Genomic DNA, 5382 nt, shown 5'->3' on the forward strand with positions numbered 1-5382 from the left:
TTTGCCATTTTGATGGGTCATTTTCCAGGCACCTTCCAGATTTTGGGCAAAAATCGCCCCTGCCAGGAACAGAAAGGGCAATAATATTATTTTTTTCATGATATGATTATATTAGGTTTAGACTTCTAAATTACCATTTAAAACTTGCTAATGAAAACATTTACACTTGGACAAAGTAAAGAGCAGGTGCTTGCAATGATTCCTGAAAAGCGGATCAAGTTGGTCCAATTAGGCGGTGAAAAAATCTGTGTTTCCAGAAATGGAGAGACTTTTTATGCTTTTGAAGCATTTTGTCCGCATAGGATGGCTTCTTTGCTCCAAGGCACCATTGTAAGAAATGAAATAGTCTGCCCCCTTCATGAATATAGATTTGACCTCCAATCCGGGAATGTTCTTTCGGGCCAATGCCCTGACCTGAAAGTGTATCAGGTAAAACTTTCAGAGCAAGGTCTTGAAATCTGCATGTAGTCTTTTTCTTAATGTAATTTTGACCCGTTGGGAACGGTTTTGTCCACGGTGGCCAATATAATCTGACCTGTTCCGTCGTCAAATCCTGTCACCAAAACTTCGGACATAAAATCGGCAATTTGTTTTGGTGCGAAGTTACAAACGCAAAGCACCTGTTTGCCTACAAGTTCTTCCGGTTGGTAATGAAAAGTGATTTGTGCAGATGATTTTTTGATTCCTAAAACCCCTAAATCAACCCAAATTTTATAAGCCGGCTTCTTCGTTTTCGTAAAATTTTCAGCCCTGATAATTGTACCGATCCTGAGGTCAATTCTTTGAAATTCAGTAAAGTCAATCGTTTGCATTGATTAATAATTTTTTCTATATTTGAAAACTTTCTTCCTTAGAAGGAAGTTAAATCTACTCAAACCTCCATCATAAATGTTGCAAGTAACCAAAATTTCTTCTTCGGGGATGAAAAAGCTTCAACTAACCCTCTTTTTGGGATTCTTTGTGAGTTTTGTTTCTTTTGCGCAAACTGAAAGGGAAAGAAACTTCCCTGATTTGCCTAAAAATAATGAGGCAGGTTCACACTTTGAAAATTCCGAATCATCAGCATTTGAATCAAGACAGGAAAACAACCAAAAGAATACTTTGAATCCGACGAAGGATAACAAAGCCACTACATCAACGACCTTAAAAAAGGAAAATCCTCTATATAAACAGGGAGGTGAAAAAGATTCCAAGAAAGAGGAAATTTCAACATTGTCATTCAATCTTTTTCTCTATATAGTAGACAGGTTTAAAGAGGATTAACACAAATACCCAAAAATATAGAAATAAAAAAAGAGACTAAGTAAGCCTCTTTTTTTTTGTCACGATTTTTTCAAAATCCCCATTTTGACGACCAAATCCCACAAAGCAATCCCCATCGTCACTGATATGTTTAATGAATGTTTGGTTCCGAGCTGAGGGATTTCAATGACATGATCGGATGCTTGGATCACCTCATCTTCCACTCCAAAAACTTCATTTCCGAATACCAAAGCATATTTTAAGTCTGGATTTGGGTGAAATTCATGGAGCATGATGCTATTGTCTACCTGCTCCAGTGTACAGACAGTATAACCATCCTGCCGTAACTTTTGGATCGCTTCAAAGGTCGAATCGAAGTATTCCCAAATCACAGACTCCGTAGCTCCAAGTGCAGTTTTTTGGATATCTTTATGTGGAGGTGTCCCTGTGATACCACATAGATATATTTTTTCTACACGGAAAGCATCCGAAGTTCTGAATGCCGAACCTACATTATTGAGACTTCTTACATTGTCTAAGACGATTACTATAGGAGATTTTCTTTCCGATTTAAATTCCTCCACCGTGAGCCTGTTAAGCTCTGCCATGTTTAATTTTCTCATGCGGTTTTGATTCCCTTTTGATATCTTTTAATTTCAGCTTTTAATAATATTCAAAAGTAATACAAAGAATCAATTCAGGGACTATATGGCCAAGGCGAAGGAAAATGAAGTGAAGGAAACCCCTTTGATGAAACAATACAATGCCATCAAAGCAAAGCATCCTGGCGCTTTGCTTCTTTTTAGGGTAGGGGATTTTTATGAGACTTTCGGTGAGGACGCCATCAAGGCCAGTAAGGTATTGGACATTGTTCTGACCAAAAGAGCAAATGGTGCTGCATCGCATATAGAATTAGCGGGATTCCCTCATCATTCTTTAGATACTTATTTGCCCAAATTGGTAAGGGCCGGAAACAGGGTTGCTATCTGTGACCAGCTTGAAGACCCAAAAGATGTCAAAGGAATCGTCAAAAGAGGGGTTACAGAACTCGTGACACCCGGTCTTTCATTCAACGATAATGTTCTCGACAAAAGAAAAAATAATTACCTCGCTTCAGTTTATTTTGGAAAGGAAATTATGGGGATCTCTTTTTTGGATCTCTCTACAGGTGAATTCATGTGTTCCGAAGGTTCCCAATCTTATATAGAAAAACTCCTACAAAGCTTTAGCCCTTCAGAAGTGATATATTCCAAAGCAGCCCGAGCAAAAGCGCAGGAGATTCTTAAAGACCATTTTACGACCTTTCATTGTGAAGACTGGGTATTTCAGTTGGATTATACTTATGGAAAGCTTACTGAGCATTTCGCCACAGCTAATCTAAAGGGTTTTGGAATAGAAAATCTTGAGCATGGCATTATTGCAGCAGGAGCCATATTGTATTACTTGGAGGAAACCGAACACAAAGAGGTCAAACATATCTCTTCGATTTCAAGGATCGCAGAAGAAAAATATGTATGGTTGGATAAATTTACCATCCGTAACCTTGAACTGGTTTATTCACAACAGGACGGAGGCGTTCCACTCATCAATATCCTCGATCAGACCATTACGCCCATGGGTTCCAGGATGATGAAAAAATGGATGGTATTGCCCCTCAAAGAGAAAGAGCCTATTGAAGAAAGGTTGAAGGTGGTGGATTATTTTTTTGAATCTCCGGAATTGTGCGAGGAAATTTTGGGACACTTGAAGCATATTGGGGATTTGGAAAGGCTGATTTCCAAAGTAGCTGTTGGAAGGATTAACCCCCGTGAAATGAATCAGCTGAAAAGGGCTTTAAAAAATACCTTGCCTATAAAAGGGATATTGAAGAACTCCAAAAACGATTCCCTCAAAAAACTCTCTGATCAGATCAGTTCATGCGAATTTTTATTGGAAAAAATAGAAAGGGAACTGCAGGAAGATGCTCCCATGCTGATCCATCAAGGTGGCATCATCAATTCAGGAGTAGATGTTGAATTGGATGAATACAGGGATTTAGCCAATACAGGTAAGGATTACCTGGTATCCCTTCAACAAAGAGAAACGCAGAGAACCGGTATTTCATCCCTCAAAGTAGCTTTCAACAAGGTTTTTGGATATTATCTGGAAGTCACCAATTCCCATAAAGACAAGGTTCCACTAGAATGGATCAGAAAGCAGACATTGGTCAATGCCGAGAGATATATAACACCGGAACTGAAAGAATACGAGGAAAAAATCCTGAATGCCGAAGACCGGATGCTGGCAATCGAGCAAAAGTATTTTCTTGCACTTGTCTTGGATGCCTCGGAATATGTAAGTCAAATCCAGCAGAATGCAAGGATTTTGGCAACAGTGGATTGCTTGCTTTCCTTTTCGGTCATTGCCAAAAAAAACAATTACTGCAGGCCGAAAATATCAGATACAGATTCATTGGAAATCAAAGACGGCAGGCATCCAGTCATTGAGAGACAGCTCCCGGTAGGGGAGGAGTATGTCCCAAATGATATTTATCTAGACAATGAAAGCCAACAGATCATCATCATTACCGGCCCAAACATGGCCGGAAAATCAGCCTTGCTGAGGCAAACCGCATTGATTGTCCTCATGGCCCAGATGGGAAGCTTTGTTCCTGCATCATATGCAAGGATTGGTATCATTGATAAGGTATTCACACGAGTCGGTGCTTCAGATAACTTATCCAAAGGAGAGTCCACTTTTATGGTAGAAATGACTGAAACAGCAAGCATTCTCAATAACCTTTCTGACAGAAGTCTCGTACTCATGGATGAAATTGGGCGAGGGACATCTACCTATGATGGCATATCCATAGCTTGGTCCATTGTTGAGTTTTTGCATAATCACCCAAAATTCCGAGCAAAAACCCTATTCGCTACACATTATCATGAACTCAACCAACTAGCCGACGATTTTCCAAAGATCAAAAACTTCAACGTTTCAGTAAAAGAAGTGGGGAACAAAGTGATCTTCATGCGGAAATTGAAGGAAGGCGGGAGTGAGCACAGCTTTGGTATCCATGTGGCACAGATGGCTGGAATGCCAAATCCTATTGTTTTGAGGGCTTCTGAGATTATGGTGCATTTGGAAAAAGACAAAGAAATGTCTGCTCCAAAAGACCGGATCAAAGACATGCCAAAGAGCAATTATCAGCTGAGCCTTTTCGATGCCGATCCAAAATTCAAAGAGGCACAGGAGATGTTAGCCTCAATAGATATCAATACCATTTCTCCGATCGAGGCATTGATCAAACTTAATGAAATCAAGAAGAAATTAGGAAATTGAAACTTGAGGGGAATTGCGTAAATTAAAAGTCAAAAATTAAACTGATAGCATTAGATTGGAGTATATGGACATTTCTTTGTTGGAGGAATTAAGAAATCAGAAAAAGTTATCGGAGTTTTTTTCCTATAAAAATGACAGAGAATTTATCCCTCATCCCGATGAAGAAGAGATGATAAAAGATCTTCAAAAGATCAATAAAAGTCTGGGGATGAAAGAAGGAATCATCATTGGTTGCTTTGATTACAGGGATATGAGTTTGCCTTTTTTTACAGAAAATATCCAAGAGCTAAGTGGGTATTCTGCCGATTTTCTGAGGACAAATGGTCTCGCAGGAGTGATATCCGCGTTGCATCCGGATGATGCGAAAGAACATGTGGCATTCAACAATTTATTTTTGGAAGCATTCCAACAGGCAAGTATTTCGGAGAAAAGGACATTTGAATTGTCTTATACCCTGCGTTGGATTCACAAAACCACCAAAAAAGAAATCTGGTTTTTTACCAAAGCCAAGCCATATCTGATTGATGAGAATGGAAACTTCATTTTTGACTTGCATATCGGTCTCCATATAACCAACAATGAGCATCTTAAAGGGTATGATTGGAGCTATTCCTATATCAAGGAAGACGGAGAAAAGATCACCCATGAAAATGGGAAGAAACCAATTCCTGAAATATCCCTTTCCAAAAAGGAAAAAGAAGTTGCTTTGTTTTTGTTGGATGGGCTTAATTCTCAAGAAATAGCAAACAGGATGTTTATTTCTAGAAATACAGTCTTTACCCATAGGAAAAAAATATTAAAAAAACTTGGTGCCAAGAA

6 protein-coding genes are annotated in these 5382 nt (G+C 39.0%); 4 read left to right on the forward strand and 2 right to left on the reverse strand.

All coding sequences use genetic code 11. The features are described from left to right. Positions 1-150 precede the first annotated feature (150 nt). On the forward strand, positions 151-468 hold the full coding sequence (locus ACZFYI_RS15090; RefSeq protein WP_462524958.1) for a Rieske (2Fe-2S) protein: 318 nt from the start codon (positions 151-153) through the stop codon (positions 466-468). A gap of 8 nt (positions 469-476) precedes the next feature. On the opposite strand, the gene ACZFYI_RS15095 is transcribed toward ACZFYI_RS15090, so the two are convergent. Further along, the gene (locus tag ACZFYI_RS15095) at positions 477-812 is read right to left on the reverse strand and encodes a tRNA-binding protein (protein WP_462524959.1); all 336 of its coding nucleotides are present in this window, start codon (positions 810-812) and stop codon (positions 477-479) included. A 109-nt stretch (positions 813-921) separates the two neighbouring features. Here ACZFYI_RS15095 and ACZFYI_RS15100 point away from each other — a divergent pair, with 109 nt between their 5' ends. Beyond that, the gene (locus tag ACZFYI_RS15100) at positions 922-1263 is read left to right on the forward strand and encodes a hypothetical protein (protein ID WP_462524960.1); all 342 of its coding nucleotides are present in this window, start codon (positions 922-924) and stop codon (positions 1261-1263) included. A gap of 59 nt (positions 1264-1322) precedes the next feature. Here the strand turns inward: ACZFYI_RS15100 and ACZFYI_RS15105 are convergent, their stop codons facing one another. Then, positions 1323-1865, reverse strand: coding sequence for an RNA methyltransferase (locus ACZFYI_RS15105; protein ID WP_462524961.1), 543 nt, complete (start codon positions 1863-1865; stop codon positions 1323-1325). A gap of 85 nt (positions 1866-1950) precedes the next feature. Here ACZFYI_RS15105 and mutS point away from each other — a divergent pair, with 85 nt between their 5' ends. After that, positions 1951-4563 (forward strand): DNA mismatch repair protein MutS, encoded by a 2613-nt coding sequence (gene mutS / locus ACZFYI_RS15110; RefSeq protein WP_462524962.1) that lies wholly within the window; start codon positions 1951-1953, stop codon positions 4561-4563. 64 nt (positions 4564-4627) lie between these two features. Next, a partial coding sequence (locus ACZFYI_RS15115; RefSeq protein ID WP_462524963.1) for a helix-turn-helix domain-containing protein occupies positions 4628-5382 on the forward strand: 755 nt, incomplete at its 3' end.

The sequence above is a fragment of the Aquiflexum sp. genome (assembly GCF_977115555.1).

Excerpts from the sequence above, each read along its gene's own strand:
- ACZFYI_RS15090 (WP_462524958.1), top strand. The coding sequence starts at position 151 with ATGAAAACATTTACACTTGGACAAAGTAAAGAGCAGGTGCTTGCAATG.
- ACZFYI_RS15095 (WP_462524959.1), bottom strand. The coding sequence starts at position 812 with ATGCAAACGATTGACTTTACTGAATTTCAAAGAATTGACCTCAGGATC.
- ACZFYI_RS15100 (WP_462524960.1), top strand. The coding sequence starts at position 922 with ATGAAAAAGCTTCAACTAACCCTCTTTTTGGGATTCTTTGTGAGTTTT.
- ACZFYI_RS15105 (WP_462524961.1), bottom strand. The coding sequence starts at position 1,865 with ATGAGAAAATTAAACATGGCAGAGCTTAACAGGCTCACGGTGGAGGAA.
- mutS (WP_462524962.1), top strand. The coding sequence starts at position 1,951 with ATGGCCAAGGCGAAGGAAAATGAAGTGAAGGAAACCCCTTTGATGAAA.